The sequence below is a fragment of the Collinsella aerofaciens genome (assembly GCF_040915545.1).
GTDB classification, from domain to species: Bacteria; Actinomycetota; Coriobacteriia; order Coriobacteriales; family Coriobacteriaceae; genus Collinsella; species Collinsella aerofaciens_BE.
Window position 1 is genome coordinate 12,169 of the sequence record NZ_JBCPDH010000015.1, and the last position, 17,058, is coordinate 29,226.

14 protein-coding genes are annotated in these 17,058 nt (G+C 60.2%); 8 read left to right on the forward strand and 6 right to left on the reverse strand.

Annotated elements, in window-relative coordinates; translation table 11 throughout:
* A complete protein-coding gene (locus AB5202_RS06160; RefSeq protein WP_368140709.1) occupies positions 1–633 on the forward strand; it encodes a helix-turn-helix transcriptional regulator in 633 nt (210 codons plus the stop codon).
* 286 nt (positions 634–919) lie between these two features.
* On the opposite strand, the gene thrB is transcribed toward AB5202_RS06160, so the two are convergent.
* Both thrB and thrC read right to left on the reverse strand, forming a co-directional pair.
* Complete coding sequence (thrB, locus tag AB5202_RS06165; protein WP_368140708.1) at positions 920–1,801, reverse strand: homoserine kinase; 882 nt, start codon at positions 1,799–1,801, stop codon at positions 920–922.
* A 203-nt stretch (positions 1,802–2,004) separates the two neighbouring features.
* The gene (gene thrC, locus AB5202_RS06170; RefSeq protein ID WP_368144550.1) at positions 2,005–3,522 is read right to left on the reverse strand and encodes a threonine synthase; all 1,518 of its coding nucleotides are present in this window, start codon (positions 3,520–3,522) and stop codon (positions 2,005–2,007) included.
* Positions 3,523–3,626: 104 nt separating this feature from the next.
* Between thrC and AB5202_RS06175 the strand changes: the two genes are divergently transcribed.
* The 3 genes from AB5202_RS06175 (at position 3,627) to AB5202_RS06185 (ending at position 7,144) form a co-directional block, all read left to right on the forward strand.
* Positions 3,627–5,015, forward strand: coding sequence for an aspartate kinase (locus AB5202_RS06175; RefSeq protein ID WP_260699382.1), 1,389 nt, complete (start codon positions 3,627–3,629; stop codon positions 5,013–5,015).
* Positions 5,016–5,189: 174 nt separating this feature from the next.
* The gene (locus AB5202_RS06180; protein ID WP_368144551.1) at positions 5,190–6,215 is read left to right on the forward strand and encodes an aspartate-semialdehyde dehydrogenase; all 1,026 of its coding nucleotides are present in this window, start codon (positions 5,190–5,192) and stop codon (positions 6,213–6,215) included.
* Between the two features lie 350 nt (positions 6,216–6,565).
* Positions 6,566–7,144: a methylated-DNA--[protein]-cysteine S-methyltransferase gene (locus tag AB5202_RS06185; RefSeq protein WP_368144374.1), complete on the forward strand. Its 579-nt coding sequence runs from the start codon at positions 6,566–6,568 to the stop codon at positions 7,142–7,144.
* Positions 7,145–7,466: 322 nt separating this feature from the next.
* Here the strand turns inward: AB5202_RS06185 and AB5202_RS06190 are convergent, their stop codons facing one another.
* A complete protein-coding gene (locus AB5202_RS06190) occupies positions 7,467–8,105 on the reverse strand; it encodes a GyrI-like domain-containing protein (RefSeq protein WP_117766548.1) in 639 nt (212 codons plus the stop codon).
* A 271-nt stretch (positions 8,106–8,376) separates the two neighbouring features.
* Between AB5202_RS06190 and AB5202_RS06195 the strand changes: the two genes are divergently transcribed.
* Both AB5202_RS06195 and AB5202_RS06200 read left to right on the forward strand, forming a co-directional pair.
* On the forward strand, positions 8,377–9,078 hold the full coding sequence (locus tag AB5202_RS06195; protein WP_138339534.1) for an ABC transporter ATP-binding protein: 702 nt from the start codon (positions 8,377–8,379) through the stop codon (positions 9,076–9,078).
* Positions 9,079–9,083: 5 nt separating this feature from the next.
* Entirely contained in the window at positions 9,084–11,849 is a 2,766-nt protein-coding gene (locus AB5202_RS06200) for an FtsX-like permease family protein (RefSeq protein ID WP_368144373.1), read from the forward strand.
* Positions 11,850–12,386: 537 nt separating this feature from the next.
* Here the strand turns inward: AB5202_RS06200 and AB5202_RS06205 are convergent.
* Together AB5202_RS06205 and AB5202_RS06210 are read right to left on the reverse strand one after the other, a co-directional pair.
* Complete coding sequence (locus tag AB5202_RS06205; protein ID WP_368144372.1) at positions 12,387–13,466, reverse strand: 6-phosphofructokinase; 1,080 nt, start codon at positions 13,464–13,466, stop codon at positions 12,387–12,389.
* Between the two features lie 139 nt (positions 13,467–13,605).
* Positions 13,606–14,691 carry a carcinine hydrolase/isopenicillin-N N-acyltransferase family protein gene (locus tag AB5202_RS06210; protein WP_368144371.1) on the reverse strand — a complete coding sequence of 362 codons (1,086 nt, stop codon included), beginning with the start codon at positions 14,689–14,691 and terminating at the stop codon, positions 13,606–13,608.
* A 161-nt stretch (positions 14,692–14,852) separates the two neighbouring features.
* Between AB5202_RS06210 and AB5202_RS06215 the strand changes: the two genes are divergently transcribed.
* Positions 14,853–16,238 (forward strand): M18 family aminopeptidase, encoded by a 1,386-nt coding sequence (locus tag AB5202_RS06215; RefSeq protein ID WP_368144370.1) that lies wholly within the window; start codon positions 14,853–14,855, stop codon positions 16,236–16,238.
* Between the two features lie 258 nt (positions 16,239–16,496).
* The gene (locus AB5202_RS06220) at positions 16,497–16,718 is read left to right on the forward strand and encodes a hypothetical protein (protein WP_368144369.1); all 222 of its coding nucleotides are present in this window, start codon (positions 16,497–16,499) and stop codon (positions 16,716–16,718) included.
* A gap of 64 nt (positions 16,719–16,782) precedes the next feature.
* Here the strand turns inward: AB5202_RS06220 and AB5202_RS06225 are convergent.
* The coding region (locus AB5202_RS06225) for an NAD(P)-dependent oxidoreductase (RefSeq protein ID WP_368147496.1) at positions 16,783–17,058 on the reverse strand (276 nt) is incomplete at its 5' end.

Genomic DNA, 17,058 nt, shown 5'->3' on the forward strand with positions numbered 1-17,058 from the left:
ATGAACAACCTTGGCGACTGCTTTGACTATGCCGTTAACGATTATGGGGCAGAAGGATCGGAAGTTGCTGAACTCTTTTGCCTGAGCGGCGTAGCCCGCGAGTTCGAACGCGGCAACGCATGGGTAGTGTCGGGAAAATCGGGCGTTGAGCTGTTCGCGCTCATTGCCGAAAGGTCCGGCTATCAATCAAGACCGATGCCAAATCGAACCTACCGATTCGAAAAGACACCGGAATATTGGACGGGCTGGATATTGGCATACCTTCAGTGGCGCCTAGGAGAGTCTTTCGAAGATTTGCTGCATGTCGTTCCATTCGATGTGTTGCGCGGGCTGTACTACCCCTGGCACGAAGCCTCGGAGGAACGCGTGGCTCGCCTCGTCTGCGATATGGCGAAGAAAGCGTCCAGGCAAACCAAACTTGCGTTAGCAAGAAAGAGGCTCAAGAAAACCCAACAAGATCTGGCATACGAATCGGGTGTGTCACTCCGCTCAATCCAAATGTACGAGCAGCGTCAGAGAAACATCAATGAAGCCTCGGTAACAAGCGTACGAGCCATAGCAAAAGCCCTCCACTGCAACATCGAGGACCTCCTAGAACCAGTCTTCGAATACAAAGAAACCAGCGCCGCCTAAACCAAGCACACAGCCGATGCCCGCCTCTAGGAAGTGCTCCAGCCTAGCAAGAGCCCCTACCAATAAAAAGCCAAACTATCAGCCCGGCGCCCCTTCAAAGCGTGGGTCCCTGTAGCCGCCGCCGGCGAAGTTAACATAGGGGAGGCCAGGGGGCTTTGCCCCCAAATCTTTCCGCAGGACGGCAGGACCCCCGCCGCACGAAGTGCGCAGCGGGGGTCCTGCCATGTCCGAGGACGATTTGGGGGCAAAGCCCCCTGGCCTCCCCGGCGAGTATACGGGACGGCGACTACAGGTATTCGATCTGGGCGCCTTCCGTGTCGCACGTCAGAATATGCGTATCACACTTAGGGAACTGCTCACGCAGCTTGACCTGCAGGAACTTTGCCACGATGGTGTCGTCGGTTATAGCCATGAGGGTCGAGCCCGAACCACTGATCCAGATGGTCTTGGCGCCGCCGTTAAGGCAGGTGTCGCGCACGGCGTTGTAGTCGGGGATGAGGCGGCGACGATAGGGCTCCTGAATGCGGTCGTCATTAGCGGCGGCAATCAGGTCAAGGTCGCCGGTCTCCAGGCCGCGCGTCATGCCGGCGATGCGGCCCATTTGCCATACGGCGGTGGAGAGTGGAATCTCCTGCGGCACGACCTTGCGCGCCTCGCTCGTATGCACCTCGTAGGGCGGAATCACGGTAATAAAACGCAAGCGATCGCTCACCTCGTAGCGCAGGCACTGGGGGAGCGAATCAGTCGGCGTAAAGGAGCAAACGGCACCGCCCAGGATGGCAGGGGCGACGTTATCGGGATGGCCCTCGACCTCGGTGGCAATGCGGACGAGCTCGGCGCGGTCGACGGTGTGGCCCGTCAGCGCGGCGGCCGCCATGATGCCAGCGACGACGCAGGTGGAGCTGGAACCCAGGCCGCGGGCGACGGGCACGTCGGTCTGAATGTCGATGGCAACGGGAAAAGCCGGCTCGCCCCAGGCGGCCAGAGCATCGACAAAGCTTACATAGACCAGGTTATTCTCGTTTTGGAATTCCTCGGGGCAACCCGTGATGGTGAGCTTGTCGGTGCGCTCGAAGGTGAAGTGCGAGTAGAGGCTGACGGCCATGCCGAGGGTGTCGTAGCCGATGCCTAGGTTTGCGCTTGTTGCTGGGACGGTGATCTTGATCATGTGGGTCCTCCTGGCGTGCCTGGCTGTTTAGTTCGCTGCTCGGGCAGTCCTGCGCAAGACGGAAAGCACATTAAGTGCTTTCCTTTGCGTGCGGAACTCGCGACGAACTAAACAGCCAGGCACGCTGTGCACGTTCGTCATCATCCCGGGGGTTATCTGATGGAAGAAGGTGCGCCGGCTTTCGCCGGCGCTTAATAAGGGGTTTAGTTGGTAGCCATCTTTTTTGCAGCCTGCTCTACGTAGTTGGCCATGTCGGCAACGTCGCAGACGTCTTCGAAGCGGACGGGCTTGGACTCGAGTTCGGCGAGCTGTGCCGGGGCGACCGTGTTGGTTGCCTGCTCGAGCACGTGCATGGCCTCAAAGTCGTCCTCGGGAACGTCGAGCCCCAGGGCGTCGCAGCAGGCGCGCGGGAACTTGTAGGGGCTGGCGGTCGAAAGCAGCACGCGGGCCTTGGCGCCCTCGGCGGGAGCGACCTTTTCAAAGACGTGGTAGCCGCAAGCGGTGTGCGGGTCGATCACGTAGCCGTTCGCGTCCCAACAGCTCTTGATGGCAGCGCGGACCTCGTCCTCGCTGGCCCAGCCGCAGCCAAAGACGCTCTGAATCTTAGCCAGCAGCTCGGCGGGCACCTCGTAGCGGCCCGTCTGGGCAAGCTGCTCCATGAGGCCGGCAACGAGCTCACAGTCGCCATCGGACAGGAAGTAGAGCATGCGCTCCAGGTTAGAGCTGATGAGGATGTCCATCGAAGGCGAGATGGTCGTGAAGAACGGGCGGTTGCGGTCGTAGACGCCGGTGGTCAGGAAGTCAGCCAGCACGTTGTTCTTGTCGCTCGCGACGATGAGCTTGGCGACGGGCAGACCCATGCGCTTGGCATAGTAACCGGCCAGGATATCGCCAAAGTTGCCGGTCGGTACGCAGAACTCCACGGCGTCGCCGGCCTCGATGGCGCCGGCGCGCAACAGCTGCGCATAGGCGGCAAAGTAGTAGACGACCTGCGGTACCAGACGGCCGACGTTGATGGAGTTGGCACTCGAAAGCACCGTGCCTGCGGCCTCCAGACGCTCGGCAAGCTCCTTATCGGCAAAGATGCGCTTGACGGCGCTCTGGGCGTCGTCAAAGTTGCCGCGGATGCCGCAGACGGCGACGTTATCGCCCTCCTGTGTGGACATCTGCAGGTTCTGGACGCGGCTGACCTTGCCCTCGGGATAAAAGACGGTGATGCCCGTGCCCGGAGCGTCGGCAAAGCCGGCGAGTGCTGCCTTGCCCGTGTCGCCCGACGTGGCGGTGACGATCATGATGCGCTCGGCGCCGCCGTCCTTGGCGGAGGTGCGGGCCATGAGGCGGGGGAGCATCTGCAGGGCGACGTCCTTGAAGGCGCTCGTGGGGCCGCCAAAGAGCTCCATCACATAGGTTTGAGGAGCGTCGGTGCCCGGTGCGGCATCGAGTTTGACGAGCGGCGTGACTTCTTCACTCGCAAACGTACCGCGGTAAGCCTCATTCACACAGGCCGAAATTTCTTCGTCCGTGTAATCGTTCAGTAACATTCCCAACACATTTTGAGCGATTTCAAAGTACGATTTATGGGCAAGCGAGCTGATATCGACCTGCTGGGTGCCAAGCTCGTCCGAGACAAACAAACCCCCGTCGGGAGCGATGCCGGTGCGGATTGCCACCTTACTTGAGCATGATAAAGTGCGTCCTCGTGTACTATGATAAGTTCCCATATAACAGTGCTCCTCGGATACCTTGGTCCCAATCGGTGAACCCATGGTATCAGAGCGCGCAAAACAGGTTTGCAGAGGCTTTTTAGAAAGGTAACCTCCAGCCCATGATTAAGATTGCCAAGTTTGGCGGCTCGTCGGTCGCCGACGCCGAACACTTTAAGAAGATCAAGGCCATCGTCGATGCCGACCCGGCTCGCCGTTTTGTGGTGGTTTCCGCCTGCGGTCGCCGCTTTAAGGGCGACACCAAGGTGACCGACCTGCTCTACCTGGTTAACGCGCACGTTAAGTACCACGTGTCGTGCGAGGAGCTGCTCGAGGACATCGGCCAGCGCTACTTTGATATTGCCGACGAGCTGGAGCTCACCTATCCCATCCGTGAGGAGTTCGCAGCTTTTGCCGAGCGCGCCCGCTCGGGCGGTTACTCCACCGAAGAGCTCGTGAGCCGCGGCGAGTACTTCACCGCTCGCCTTATGGCTGAGTACCTGGGCCTACCGTTCCTGGACGCCGCGACGGTTGTAGCGTTCCATCACGACGGTACGCTCAGCATGAATCGCACCTCCGAGCTGGTGCAGGAGTACGGTCAGCAGGGCGGCTTTGTTATGCCTGGCTTCTACGGCGCGACGCGTGAGGGCCAGATTAAGCTGCTCGATCGTGGCGGCGGCGATATTTCCGGCTCGATCCTGGCCAAGTGCCTGGGTGCCGATCTGTACGAGAACTGGACCGACGTCTCGGGTTTCTACTCTGCCGATCCGCGCATCGTGCCCGAGGCTCAGCCCATCGCCCGCGTTACCTACGAGGAGCTGCGCGAGCTTTCGTACATGGGCGCGAGCGTCCTGCACGAGGAGGCTGTGTTCCCCGTGCGCGAGGCCGGTATTCCGCTGGTCATCAAGAACACCAATGCGCCGCAGGACCCCGGCACCATTATTAGCGAGACGGCTGATGAGGGCGAGGCAGAGCCCATCATTACCGGCGTGACCGGCAAGCGCGGTTTTGTCGCCATCAACGTCGCCCGCGACCGCACCAAGCCCCGCGTCGGCTTTATGCGCCGCGCGCTTTCGGTCTTCGAGCGCTATGACGTTTCCGTCGAGCACATGCCCACCGGTGTCGACCGCTTTGGCGCCGTGGTGCAGGAGCAGGACGTTCACGATTCGCTGTACTCGCTCGTGGGCGACATTCAGCAGGAGGTCGAGCCGCTCGAGATCGAGGTTGTCGAGGGCTTGGCGCTCATCGCAACCGTTGGCCGTAACCTGCGCGGTCGCGCGGGCATCTCGGGCCATCTGTTTGGCATGCTCGGCCAGGCCGGCGTGAGCGTGCGCATGATTTCGCAGAGCTGCGACGAGATCAACATCATTATCGGTGTCGAGGAGAAGGACTTCGATCTGGCGATCCGGACCATCTACCGTGCCTTCTCCGATGAGAACGGCATTGTGAAGGTCTCCGACCTGGAGGCTCCCGCGCCGGTCGATCCCGCCCTGTCGGCACTCCACAAGTAGCGACTGTCTCGGTAGATTGTTGGGGCACGCGCCAAAAATCTACGGCGGGGCGTTTCGTTTCGGTTTCGTTTCGACGGGGCGGGTTTCGTGCCCGCCCTGTTCTTGTATACACTGGCAACAATAATCGGCCTGCTCGGCGTGCGGGCAAAAGCCAAAACCTTTAAAGGGGGAAGCATGAAACAGTACACGGTTGCTATTTTGGGCGCGACGGGAGCCGTGGGCACCCAGATGCTCGAGTGCCTCAACGAGCAGGAGTTCCCGGTCAGCAAGCTCAAGCTGTTGGCAAGTGCACGCTCCGCGGGCAAGACCGTCGAGTTCCGTGGCGAGCAGATCGTGATTGAAGAGGCTTGCCCCGAGGCCTTTGAGGGCTGCGACATCGTGCTCGGCGCTGCCGGCGACGATATCGCTAAGGAGCTGCTGCCCGAGGCCGTCAAGCGCGGAGCCGTCGTGGTCGACAACAGCCACGCCTTCCGCATGGATCCCGAGGTGCCGCTGGTCGTGCCCGAGATCAATGCCGACGACATCAAGTGGCATCACGGCCTTATCGCCAACCCCAACTGCGCGACCATCATCGGCCTGGTTCCCACGTGGCCGCTGCATCAGCTCGCTGGCGTGAAACGCATGATCGTCTCGACGTACCAGGCGGCTTCGGGTGCTGGCGCCCCCGGCATGGCCGAGCTCGAGGCTCAGTTGGCCGCCCTGGGCCGTGGCGAGGAGATTCCCGAGCCGCGCGCGTTTGCCGCCCAGCTGGCGAGCAACCTGATTCCGCAGATCGGCGGCGTCAAGGAGGAGGGCTTTACCTCTGAGGAGATGAAGCTGCAAAACGAGGGCCGTAAGATCATGCACCTGCCCGAGCTGCGCGTGAACTGCACCTGCGTGCGCGTGCCTGTGCTGCGCTCGCACTCCGAGAGCATTACGCTCGAGTTCGAGCGCGACATTACGGTCGAGGAGGCTCGCGCTGCGCTCGCTGCCGCTCCGGGCGTGAAGCTGGTTGACGACATGGGCGCCGAGGATGCGCACGATCGCTTCCCCATGCCGATGGATACGTCCGACCAGGACCTGATCTGGGTCGGTCGCGTGCGTCGCGACATCTCGAACCCCGAGGCCGCGCGCGGTATCACCTTCTGGTGCTGCGGCGACCAAATCCGTAAGGGCGCGGCAACCAACGCCGTCCAGATCGCTAAGCTGCTCTGCGAGTAGTGCGACCTGTCCGGCGGGGGCCGGGCTTAGTTTTCAGAACGTCCTCGACCATGTGTGGCGCCTTGTTCTGCTCCTTCGGAGCCGCGGACAAGGCGCCACACTGGTCTGCGGAGTGTTCTGAAAACTAAGCCCGGCCCCCGCCTGCGGTGACTCGGCTGCGAGCGGCCAGCGATGGGGCCGTTGTTGGTTGGGGCCGCTGGGCTGATGTGAGGGCACGTGGCCGCTGCGGGCCCTGGTCCCGGCGGCGGCCTCGGCGCTGTGCGCCTGCTGCCTTGGGTAACTTTGGGGTCGATTGAAGTTGTCTACACAATTCGCGGTATTATGGTGCGGAGTTTTGAAAGGAGCCGCTGGTGGTCACGACGACGTTTGCTTCGCCTTTGGGCGAAATCTTGCTTGCCGCTGATGGCCGCGGTCTGACGGGGCTTTGGTTTGAGGGACAGGAGCATTTTGGCTCCACGCTTCTCAAAGAAGATCCTGAACATGTTGAAGGCGCCGATGCAGTTTCTGGTGCTGGCGGCATGTCGTCGGTGAGTCCTGCAAATGGTGCGGCGTCTTCGGTGCTTGAGCGTTCCTGGGCTTGGCTGAATGCTTATTTTGCAGGGCAGGAACCTCGGTTTACGCCGCCGTTGCATATGATCGGTACGGCGTTTCAGCGTGAAGTTTGGTACGAGCTGCTTTCCATTCCGCGTGGCGAGGTCGCCACGTATGGCGAGATTGCCCAGCGTGTTGCTGCTCGACATCGTGTGCCGGGAAATGAGACACCCGTTGTGTCTCCCCGTGCCGTGGGGGCCGCGGTCGCTCGCAACCCTGTTTCGATTATTGTGCCATGCCATCGCGTGGTGGCGGCCGACGGCTCGCTTAACGGATATGCCGGCGGCCTCGACCGTAAGGAGTGGCTGCTCCGGCTTGAGGGCGCGTACGAGGAGTAGCGTTCGAGTGCTTTGCCTGTAGTAGCCGACTTCGACCAAAGCTCGCTCGAGTTCGCTTTGATCAGAGCACTTAAGACCCTTGTTTTCTGTCAATAGTGCTATTTGTTCGTTGATGGATATCTGCGACTTCTGGTATTTCATTAAGCCTCTTGATAGAAAAAGAGCTGGAGTTGCGCATCGTTGAGAGGCTTTCCAGCTTTAGCAAAACAAACTTATAAGATGCGACGGGCCGCGTCAAGATAATTGCTTGACAGCCTAGGAGGCGGCTGGTTGGCGGCTGGTTGGCTGGCTTAAAACCTAGCGCGTGAAATGACGCTCCACGCTATTCAGCGCGCTTGATAGGATGACGAACCACGGTCTTAAGTTTCTCCGGCGCACACTTGCGTGGATCGGAGAGATAGATTTCGTGATGTAAACGGGTATCTGAGAAGTCGGGGACATAGCCCTGCTCGGTCGCATATTCATGCATGGCGTCTACGGTTGCCGGCTCGCTGTCGTAGGGTCCGGTATGCATGCATTGAACGCAGAGACCCTCGTCAACTTTAAGCAGCTCGACGGCAGAAAAGTCCAGTTTCTTTTTGGCCGTGGCTTCCGCGACCGCCCAGTCAAAGTCATCCTGAGTGACGAAATCGGGCAGGCGGATGCACGAGATAAAGTTGAAATCGTCCTTGCGTACATAATCGATGTCGCCGCTCGGGGAGTCTTGCCACCAGAAGCCCTCGAGCGGCGGTACCACAAAGTCGAAATAGCCCTCGATACTCCTTGAGCCTTTCTTTGACATCTTGACGGTATAGGCGATGCCGTAAAGCAGCGGCAGGGCATTTTGATACTCGCCACCTTCGGTATTTGGGTCGCCCTTTCCGCGAACGGCAACGTAGCTCATAGGCGGGACAGTTATGATACTCGGCTTGCTTGCAGGTCTGTAGAGCTCCTTGCATTCCTTCTTAAAGTCGAACGCCATGTTGGCCGCCTTTCTGCGTATTGGCCTGCTTAGATAGCGGAATCATATCATAGAAACGAACAGCTGTTCGAATGATTTGGCTGACAGATTGAGATGCGTGCGTTGTGTTTGGCGGTCGGCCTGACCCCATCGATGATTTCTCTGCCTCCCCGGCGCCTCATCTATAGCTGCCGTTTCCCCATATAAAACCTGCCAAAATAAACCCGTCCCTTTTTAGTCGGTGCGAAATGGGTAATACTAAAGAGTTATCCGACCAGATGGGAACCGATCGATGGCTTATATCGAATTCAAAGACGTCATCAAGGCATACGGCGAGGGCGACGCCCGCATTCACGCACTCGACGGCGCGAGCTTTACGGTCGAGCGCGGCGAGCTCGCCATCATTTTGGGTGCTTCGGGTGCCGGCAAGACCACGGCGCTCAACATTCTGGGCGGCATGGATACGGCGACTTCCGGCACCGTGACGGTGGACGGGCGCGATGTGAGCTCCGCTAACGAGGCGCAGCTCGTGGAATACCGCCGCGCCGACGTCGGCTTTGTCTTCCAGTTCTACAATCTGGTCCCCAACCTGACGGCGCTCGAAAATGTTGAGCTTGCGGCGCAAATCTGCCCTGATTCGCTCGATGCCGAGCAAACGCTTTGCCAGGTTGGCCTGGGCGAGCGCCTCGCCAACTTCCCCGCGCAGCTTTCGGGCGGCGAGCAGCAGCGCGTGTCCATTGCCCGCGCACTGGCAAAGAACCCCAAGCTGCTTTTGTGCGACGAGCCCACGGGCGCACTTGACTATAAAACCGGCAAGCAGATCTTGCAGCTGCTGCAGGACACTTGCCGCAAGCAGGGCATTACGGTCATCATCATCACCCACAACTCCGCGCTCGCGCCCATGGCCGATCGCCTGATTCGCTTTAAGAACGGTCGCGTGGAGAGCGAGACGGTCCAGCAAAATCCCGTGCCTATCGAGACGATCGAGTGGTAGCGCCCATGGACCAAGACCGCCAAAACAGCCTACGCCGCGACGCGCAGAACACGGAGCGCGAGCAGGATTTTACGACCTACCGCACTGCCCAAAGCTCAAACGATATGGTGCCGACGGTTTTTCGCCGTGGCATCTACCGCACAATCCGAGGCAGTCTTAAGCGCTTCTTGTCAATCGTGGTCATCACCGCGCTTGGCGTGAGCGTGATGTGCGGCCTTAAGGCGGGTTGCGAGGACCTGTGTGATTCGGTTGATGCCTACTTCGACCAGCAAAATGTCTATGACATTAACGTGCAGTCGACCTATGGCCTGACTGACGATGATCTCGACGCCATACAAGAGGTCGATGGCGTCGAAACGGCCGAGGGCATCTACACCGAGACCGCCTACACCGCCGTGGGTACAACGCGTGAGCGCGTGGTCGTGCAGAGTCTCTCCAAGGAGAACATCGATCAGCCGGTGCTCGTGAACGGCGATTTGCCCGAGAGCGCTGATGAAGTCGCGGTGACTTCGAAGTTCCTGAAGGCATCGGGCAAGAAAATCGGCGATACGGTGAGTTTTGCCGCCAATGACGCGAGCTCGTCCAATCAAAGCGCCAAGGACCAGTTTGCCGCGGGCGATTACACCATTACGGCCGAGGTCCTCGACCCCACTGATGTGAGCTCCGACTCGACAGTCAACGCCTTTCGCGCTGCTTCGGCGGCGGACTATAAGTTCTATGTGAGCGAGGACGCCGCGACATCTTCTTCCTACTCTGCTGTCCACGTGATCGTCGAGGGAGCCAAGGATCTCAACTCCTATTCGGATGCCTACGCGGCAAAGATCAACAAGGTCAAGGGCAATATCGAGAAGATCCGCGAGGAGCGTGAGAAGGCGCGCGCTCAGGAGCTGACAGTCGACACGCCGGCAAGCTTAGATGCGGCTGAGCGCCAGACGAATATGCTCTTTGGGATTGAACAGGGCAACATCAACCGCATGGCAGAGGGCAGCGACGAGCGTGCGCAGGCGCAAGCCGACCTGGACCAGCGCCGTGCCGCCGCCGACCAGCAGTTTGCCGATGCCCGCGCCGAGCTCTCTGACCTGGGCGAATGCACCTGGTACATCCAGGACCGCGGCAATATCGCAAGCTACTCGAGCGTGGAGAGCGATAGCTCGTCAATTGAGGCCATCGCCACGGTGTTCCCGTTCATCTTCTTTATCGTCGCCGTGCTCATCAGCCTCACCACCGCCACGCGTATGGTCGAGGAGGAGCGCACGCTCATCGGCCTGTATAAGGCGCTCGGCTATTCGCGCGGGCGCATCCTGTCCAAATACGTGGACTATGCGCTGTGGGCTTGTCTGATCGGCGGCGTGCTCGGCAACATCATCGGATTTGTGGGCCTGCCGCTGTTCCTGTTTACGGTGTTCGACGACATGTACTCACTGCCCCAGATGCTACTTTCGTACGACATCGTGTCCTCGATCGTTTCGGTGGCGCTGTTTGCCGTGGGCGTGGTGGGCGCCACGATTATCGCCTGCCGCCACGAGATGGCCGAGACCCCTGCCTCGCTCATGCGCCCCAAGGCGCCGCGTGCCGGCTCACGCATTCTGCTCGAGCGTATCGGATTTATCTGGCGCCGCATGGGCTTTTTGAACAAGGTGGCAGCGCGTAACCTGTTCCGCTACAAAAAGCGCGCCTTTATGACCATCTTCGGCATCGCCGGCTGCACGGCGCTCGTGATCTGCGGCATGGGCATTCGTGATACGTCGGTCGCGCTTTCGCCCAAGCAGTACGGCCACATCACACGCTACGACCTGCTGGCGGTTGCCAATCCCGACGATTTTTCGCAGACGTGCGCGGCGCTCGACGAGCGAAGCGCGGTCAAGGATTCCGGTGTGACCGTAACTTCGACGCTGCCGATCATGACCGACAACGTCACCTTTACATTCGGCGGAAAGAGCGAGACCGTGCAGCTGATCGTGGTGCCCGATGACCGCACGAACGATCTGGACGACTATGTTCGCCTTGAGGATGAGTCCAAAGAGCCACTGTCTTTGCGTGACGGAGACGTGTATCTGAGTAAGAGTTCACAGCTGGTGCTGGGGATTCAACCGGGCGATACGGCGCACGTCCAGGATTCGTCACTCAACGTCGCCAAGGTCAAGGTCAGTGACATTTCGCTTAACTATCTGGGCAACACGCTTTACATGACGCAGAGCACCTATGAGCGCGCGTTTGGGCGCAGCGTTCGCCTCAATGGCATCTTTGCGCTGCTCAAGGGCTCGTCGGCCGACCAGATTGCGTTTAGCAAGAATCTTAAGAGCGACGGTTGGCTTACGATTTCGAGTACGGCCGAGCATTGGGAGAACTACGAGGCGAACTTTACGATTATCAATTCCGTCGTGGTGCTCGTGACCTTTATGGCGGCGTGCCTATCGTTTGTGGTGGTGTTTACGCTGTCCAACACGAATATCTCCGAGCGCGAACGCGAGCTGGCGACCATCAAGGTGCTGGGCTTCCGCCGTGGCGAGGTGCACCATTACGTCAACAAGGAGACGTTGATCCTCACGGCGATCGGCGCTGCGCTGGGCGTGCCGCTGGGTGGCTTGCTGGCCGAGAGCTTCACGTACATCCTGCAGATGCCGTCGCTGTACTTTGACGTTGAGGTCGAGCCGCTAAGCTACGTGCTCGCCGTGCTGCTTTCCTTTGGCTTTACGATCATCGTCAACCTCGCCACCAACCGAACTCTCAATAAGATCGACATGGTCGGCGCCCTCAAGAGCGCCGAGTAACCTGCCTGGGATTCAAGCTGTAGCGAGCTGTAATGTACCACAACCGCATTTTTGCATAAACCGCCCCGCCGATTGCATATTTCGGCGGGGCGGTTGCTTTTTGCCTACGGGTAACCCAGGGGGCGCCGTGCAAATTTCGGAGTATTCAGCATCCCGGAGTCCGCGGGCGCGGGAACGGGTGCACAAAACCGTGCTGAATGCCCTGGTCCTGGACCCCCAATGCCTCAAGAGCTGGTCATTTTTTACAGAACGCGGCCCATGGTGCCTGCCTTTCGCCCAAAATCCAGTATGCAGGCACCCTCGGCTGCTGAATACTCCCAAAAATGCACGCCGCATCCTACCCCAGACACCCGCAGCAAGAAGACGAATAGCCTCGGCCTCCCCAGTTACCGCAGGAGGCCCCAGGGCTTGCCTCCCAAATCTTTCCGCAGGACGGAAGGACCCCGCCGCGCGAAGCGCGCAGCGGGGTCCTGACATGTCCGAGGACGATTTGGGAGGTAAGCCCTGGGGCCTCCGATGGGGCGGTTCCAGCCGAGGCTATTCGTCGCCGAAGCTGATGCCCAACGCCTTGGCCTCGCGCACCAGATCGCTCTGGGGATCGACATACTTGAGCTTGCCGGCGACATCCTCGAGCGGCATGTGACACATCTTGCCGTCACGCAGGGCGATCATGTAGCCAAACTCGCCGCGTAGACAGCCCAGTGCCGCCTCGACGCCGCACTGGGTCGCAAAGATGCGGTCCTGGGCGTCGGGCTGGCCGCCGCGCTGCGTGTGGCCGGGAATGGCGACGCGGGTCTCGCGGCCGGTCTTGGCCTCGATTTCCTTGGCGATGTCGTAGACGATCGACGGGCTCGTGCGCTCAGCGAGCTTCTTCTTGTACTCCTTCTTGGGCAGCGCCGCGTCTTCCTTGGAGATGGCGCCTTCGGCAACGGCCACGATGGTAAAGCGGCTGCCGGTCTCCATGCGATGCTCGATGGTCTTGATGACGTTGTCCATGTTGTAGGGGATCTCGGGGATCAGGATGACGTCCGCACCGCCCGCGACACCGGCGTACAGCGGGATCCAGCCAACCTTGTGGCCCATGATCTCGATGACGAACACGCGACCGTGGCTCGAGGCGGTGGTGTGGATGTCGTCGATGCACTTGGTGGCGACGTCGATGGCGCTCGTAAAGCCAAACGTCATCTCGGTGCCCCAGGTGTCGTTGTCGATGGTCTTGGGCAGGGCGATAACGTTGAGGCCCTCTTCGCGCAGGCGGTTGGCGGTCTTGGTGGAGCCGTTACCGCCCAGCATAAACAGGCAGTCGAGCTGCAGCTTATGATAGGTGTGGACCATCGCCGGCACCTTCTCGACACCATCGGCCTCGGGGGTATCCAGACGCTTGAACGGTGTGCGGCTCGTGCCCAGGATGGTGCCGCCGCGGGTGAGGATACCGCTAAAATCGGCGGGCGTCATGACGCGGAACCTGCTGTAGATAAGGCCCTGGTAGCCGTCCTCAAAACCATAGATCTCGATAGGTTCTTTGCTATTGGTCATAAGCGTTTTGACGATGCCGCGCATGGTGGCGTTGAGCGCTTGGCAGTCGCCGCCACTGGTAAGAAGACCGATCCTAAGCATGATGAATCCTTCCGGGCAAGTTATAACATGCGCATAAGTTTACCCCCGCACACTGTTGATACGGGGGTAAAACGTGTTAGCTCAAGCGTATGGAAATGTAAGCAACGTCAGGGAACGTAAGGTCGACGGGCCTGGCTCCTTACAGCGCAAAGGCGTCGACGTCGCCCCAGTGGCGGCGCAGCGTGATGGCGGCAGCGGGCTCGGTATTGTCAAAGACGACCGACCATTGCGTATTGCTGGTGATGTCTTTCGGATTGGGTTCTTGCGCTGCAGCGCGTAGGGCCTTCCAAGCGACTGTCTCGTCCTGGGCACCGACATGGGCGTCAAGGACATCGGCGATTGCGATGGCGCGCTCTTTACCATGGCCCAGCTCGCCATTCTTTTGGTTGGGCAGTACTTCGTCGCCATAGCAGGCGTAGAAGTTCGTAACCTGGCGTACAGGAGTCGCTTTGAAAGCACGGTCCGGATCGCGCGGATCCCACTCTACTACGCGCGCGTCACCGGCGGCGTCGTTGATAAAGAAGTGGTAATCGCGTCCTGCCATGGCGTGCATGTCGTAGGCGGAAAGCAGGTCGACAGCTTCTTGCGTGGTGGCGGCACGGTCGAGCACCAGACGGATGGCGAGCGAGGTATTGATGACGGGGCGTTGCGCGTCCTGGTCACAGGGCTTGGAATCCAGAGTGAGTACGGCAATGGACACGCCACATTCGTTAACACCGTCGAGCTGGGCAAACGGGCCCATGAGTGCGGCGGCGCGTCCGCCGACGGAGTCAAGCGGAGTGTTATCGCCCAGGTTGTTAAGGGCGGCAAACCCGATGGAGGCATAGCCGCCGCGTGGGTGATTGCGCACCAGCAGCGACGAGGTGTCGTCCTTAAAGTCGTAATTGCGACCGGTGCGCACGCGGCCTTCGGCATCTACGGCGACAAAAGCGCTGCAGGCAAACTGGGGCGCCTGGACATGTACCGGCACACCGGGCAGCACCTGCGCCACCGCGGCATCGATGTAGGCCTGGTCGTCGCGCACGCCAGCGGCGATGATGCGATCAAGATTGTAGTCGTAGGCGATGTCGATTGCGTACAGGTCATAGCTATCCGCGTAGTCAGTCAAGCGTTTGAGCGACGCGGCGGACTTGATTTGCTTGTGATAAACGATACCGGTGGCAGCGGCAAGGCCGACGGCGACTCCCGCGGCACCGCAGGCGATGGCAATGTTACGTGGCTTCATGACGGCTCCTCTCGTCCTGTTAGCGTAATTGTCGCAAAAGGTGCACGGGCACGATGGCTCAACTTGGCGAGCGGCGCGGGATTAAACACGGAATGAAGAGTGCGGCGCTGGCGCGGCGGGGTATGCTGGAAGGGACCATCAACCCAGCGAAAGGGGAGAGCATGACGGATCAGGAAACGCCCGAGCGCGCGCATGTGACGGCCGACGATATCGAGGCCGCCAACGACCTTATCGACTTTATCGAGGCATGCCCCAGCATGTTCCATACGGCGGCGACCATTATGGCCGAGCTCGACGAGGCGGGCTTTACCTACCTGCCCGAGAATGCGGCGTGGGACATCGAGCCGGGCGGGCGTTATTACACGCAGCGCAACACCTCGAGCGTTGTTGCCTTTAAGGTGGGCGAGGACCTGGCCGCGACGTGGGGCGAGGACGGCGTTGCCGGCGACTACCATTTTCAGCTGACGGCGTCGCACAGCGACTCGCCGACGTTTAAGGTCAAGGCCGTGCCTGAGCTTGACGGCGCGGGCGAGACGCTGCGCCTGAACACCGAGGCCTACGGCGGCATGATCGACTACACCTGGTTCGACCGTCCGCTGGCACTCGCGGGCCGCGTGCTGGTACGCGAGGGCGACCGTATCGAGAGTCGTTTGCTCGCTACCGAGTGCGAAGTCGCCATCATCCCGAGCCTTGCCATCCACATGAACCGTGGCGTTAACGAGAGCTTTGCTCCCAACCGAGCTGTTGACCTGTGCCCGCTCATCAGCGCTGGTGACCTTAAACAGGGCGACTTTGACGCCCTGATCGCCGACGAGCTGGATGTTGAGCCCGAGCAGATTTTGGGCCGCGATCTGTTCCTGGTCAATCGCCAGGATGCGCGCATTTGGGGCTGGGCCGACGAGTTTATCTCGACGCCCAAGCTCGACGACCTGGTCTGCGCCTACACCTCGCTGCAGGCATTTTTGGGTGCCGAGAATGCGCACGACGTCTCGGTCTTCTGCTGCTTTGATAACGAGGAGGTTGGCTCCGAGACCAAGCAGGGCGCTATGTCGACGTTCTTGGCCGATGCACTGCGCCGCATTAACGGCTCGCTGGGCTTTGACGACGAGTCGTACCATCGCGCGCTTGCCGCCTCGATGCTCGTGAGCTGCGATAACGCACATGCCGTGCACCCCAACCACGCCGAGAAGTGCGATGCTCGCAACCAGGCCGTGCTCAACGGCGGCATTGTCATTAAGGAAGCCGCCAACCAGCACTACTGCACCGATGCCTTTAGCCGCGCGGTGTTCCAGGCCATCTGCGATGACGCCGATGTGCCCACGCAGGCCTTCGCCAACAAGAGTGATATGGCCGGCGGCTCCACGCTCGGCAACCTGTCGAACATGCAGGCGAGCATGCACGCCGTGGACGTGGGCCTGCCGCAGCTGGCCATGCACTCAAGCTACGAGACCGGCGGCGTGCGCGACGTGATGTACGCGATCCGCGCCCTCACCGCCTTCTACGAGCGCAACCTAACCATCAACGGAGCCGAAAGCGTAGAGCTCTAAATGCGAGCCGAAGAAATGAAGGCCGAGCGTGGGGCTCAGCTTATTGATCGGGGTTTACAGCTGTTCGTCGCCGCTTGCCATGAGTCAGGGGTCGACGTTTCCAAGGCGCGACCAACGAGTGCTGAAGAACTCAAGCGTAACGCCTATTCGGACCGCTATGACGAGGAGACGGACTGGCTCTAATAAGCGAAGTGTCGAAAACGCTAGATGTATGTTTGATATCACTTTGGCGAGAGCGTCGCAGACAGAACTACCGGTATGGCGCAAGCCAACCTGACCCCATTGCACCAAACCTACCAAAAAGGGACAGGTTCATTTTGGCAGGCTTTATCTGGGCAAATGCCGCAATGCCAACAGCTGGACAGAATTGTTATGACACCGCAGGTTGAGCAAGCGTCAGCGAGCGATGTCCAGAGCGAACAAGTTGGCATGAAAAAGGCAAGGCATAGACCTTCTGGTCATGCCTTGCCTTTTGAATGACAAATTGTCGATCTGGGCGGCGCGCAGCGTCGACCGGTCCGCCGTTCGTTAGAACGGCGGAACCCTAATGTTCGATCCAACAACGTAAAGTTTCGCCGGCTTGCAGGTGACGCAGATTCTCTGCGGCAATGTCGACCACATTGTTGAGCGTAGCCTCCAAGTGGAACCAGCCCGAGATATGCGGTGTGATGAGCATGTTGGGCGCATCCCACAGGGGGCTTGTGGCGGGCAGCGGCTCGGGGTCGGTGACGTCGACCGCGGCGCCGGCGAGATGTCCCGACTCCAGAGCGGCAACCAAGTCGTCGGCGACCCCAAGGTCGCCCCGGCCGCCCGTGGCAAA

Bases quoted from the DNA above. Each gene is read 5' to 3' on its own strand.
- AB5202_RS06175 (WP_260699382.1), top strand. From the start codon at position 3,627: ATGATTAAGATTGCCAAGTTTGGCGGCTCGTCGGTCGCCGACGCCGAA.
- AB5202_RS06215 (WP_368144370.1), top strand. From the start codon at position 14,853: ATGACGGATCAGGAAACGCCCGAGCGCGCGCATGTGACGGCCGACGAT.
- thrB (WP_368140708.1), bottom strand. From the start codon at position 1,801: ATGATCAAGATCACCGTCCCAGCAACAAGCGCAAACCTAGGCATCGGC.
- AB5202_RS06160 (WP_368140709.1), top strand. From the start codon at position 1: ATGAACAACCTTGGCGACTGCTTTGACTATGCCGTTAACGATTATGGG.
- AB5202_RS06195 (WP_138339534.1), top strand. From the start codon at position 8,377: ATGGCTTATATCGAATTCAAAGACGTCATCAAGGCATACGGCGAGGGC.
- thrC (WP_368144550.1), bottom strand. From the start codon at position 3,522: ATGGGAACTTATCATAGTACACGAGGACGCACTTTATCATGCTCAAGT.
- AB5202_RS06205 (WP_368144372.1), bottom strand. From the start codon at position 13,466: ATGCTTAGGATCGGTCTTCTTACCAGTGGCGGCGACTGCCAAGCGCTC.
- AB5202_RS06190 (WP_117766548.1), bottom strand. From the start codon at position 8,105: ATGGCGTTCGACTTTAAGAAGGAATGCAAGGAGCTCTACAGACCTGCA.
- AB5202_RS06210 (WP_368144371.1), bottom strand. From the start codon at position 14,691: ATGAAGCCACGTAACATTGCCATCGCCTGCGGTGCCGCGGGAGTCGCC.
- AB5202_RS06180 (WP_368144551.1), top strand. From the start codon at position 5,190: ATGAAACAGTACACGGTTGCTATTTTGGGCGCGACGGGAGCCGTGGGC.
- AB5202_RS06200 (WP_368144373.1), top strand. From the start codon at position 9,084: ATGGACCAAGACCGCCAAAACAGCCTACGCCGCGACGCGCAGAACACG.
- AB5202_RS06220 (WP_368144369.1), top strand. From the start codon at position 16,497: ATGGCGCAAGCCAACCTGACCCCATTGCACCAAACCTACCAAAAAGGG.